The organism is Bradyrhizobium sp. UFLA06-06 (assembly GCF_054820065.1).
This window is the reverse complement of the sequence record NZ_JADFUD010000157.1, coordinates 1-1,373: the sequence shown is the minus strand read 5'-3', so window position 1 is coordinate 1,373 and position 1,373 is coordinate 1. Positions and strand designations below refer to the sequence as shown.

Annotated in this window: 2 protein-coding genes; both read right to left on the bottom strand. The window is 66.1% G+C overall.

Features of this window, described 5'->3' with window-relative positions; translation table 11 throughout:
- A partial coding sequence (locus tag IF803_RS42460; protein ID WP_461196158.1) for a nicotinamidase occupies nucleotides 1–575 on the bottom strand: 575 nt, incomplete at its 3' end.
- An 84-nt stretch (nucleotides 576–659) separates the two neighbouring features.
- On the bottom strand, nucleotides 660–1,373 hold a 714-nt coding region (locus IF803_RS42455; protein ID WP_461196157.1), incomplete at its 5' end, for a hypothetical protein.

The following is a 1,373-nucleotide window of genomic DNA, read 5'->3' as shown; positions in this document are numbered from 1 at the left end:
GCATCGAGCGCGGTCCATGCCACGCAGAAGTCGGTGGCGAGCCCGGCCACGAAAACCCGCTCGACGTTGCGCGCCTTCAGATAGGCGGCGAGCCCGGTGGTGGTCTTGCCGTCGGCCTCGGTGAAGGCGGAGTAGCTGTCGACGTCCTTGTGAAAACCCTTGCGGATGATCAGCTCGGCCTGCGGGATCGCGAGTTCCTTCGACAGCGAGGCGCCGTCGGTGCCCTGGACGCAGTGGTCGGGCCACAGCACCTGCTTGCCATAGGCAAGGTCGACGGTCTCGAACGGCTTCTTGCCGGAATGGGTCGAGGCAAAGGAGATGTGTCCGGGCGTGTGCCAGTCCTGCGTCATCACGACATTGGCGAAGCTCTTGGCGATCCGGTTGATCACCGGCACCACCTGCTCGCCGTCCTTCACCGCAAGGCTGCCGCCGGGCAGGAAGCAGTTCTGGACGTCGATCACGAGCAGCGCGGAGCCGTCGTCGGGCTTGATCGCAGCCGCCCAGAGATGTTTTGGAACCAGCGCCGCAAGCGCCAGCGTACCGAGCCCTGCAACGACCTGTCGTCGATCCAACATCGCGCCCCTCCTCGCTCTGATAACCGTGCGAGGAGGCTAGTTCCGTTCGTGGAGCTGCGAAAGTCCGATTTTTCGGCGGGCCTGTCAGCCGCGCGGCTGGATGCCGTCGCGCACCGCGCGGAAGCGCGGGAAGGCCTTCTCCCAATCGGTGCGCGGGGAGCTGCCGATGATGCGCATCGATGTTTGCGCGCCGAACCGCAGCCACTGCACGATGGTCACCGGGGTATTGTCCTTGCCGCTGACGGCGTCGATGCGCGTCTCGAAGCCGGGCTGGCCGTCGATCCGGATCGGTTCGGACATGGTGATCCGCCCGTCGCGCACGCCGGGGATGGTGGTGGCGATCTGCTGGGCGAAGCGACCGCGATCATCTGGCGTGGCCGGGGCCGAGCCGATGATGCCAAGGAGCATGAAGGGCTTGGTCTCAAGGCCCTTGTCGTCGCCGTCGGCCATCAGCAGCGCCGCGCCCGGCGCCAGCATGCGGACATTCTTGAAGCTGCTGAGCTCGGTGACCTTGAACGGCATCATGCCGAGCTGTTCGTCGACCGGCACCTCGTTGCGGATCTGGGCGGTGGCGAACATCTGCCGCACGGCGTCGTCGGTGTAGATCTTGCTCGCGTTCTCCGGCACCTGCACCGCGACATAGCCGGAGAAGGTCGGTCCCGGCAGGATCATGGAATAGCGCCGCACATTGGTGGTGCCGTCGCGCGCGCTCTCCACGGTGTAATAGGCAAGGCCGGCCGGCGTCTCGAGGCTCTCGGGCTTGATGTTTCCGCTACCGGCCGGGTTGGCCTTGAAGGC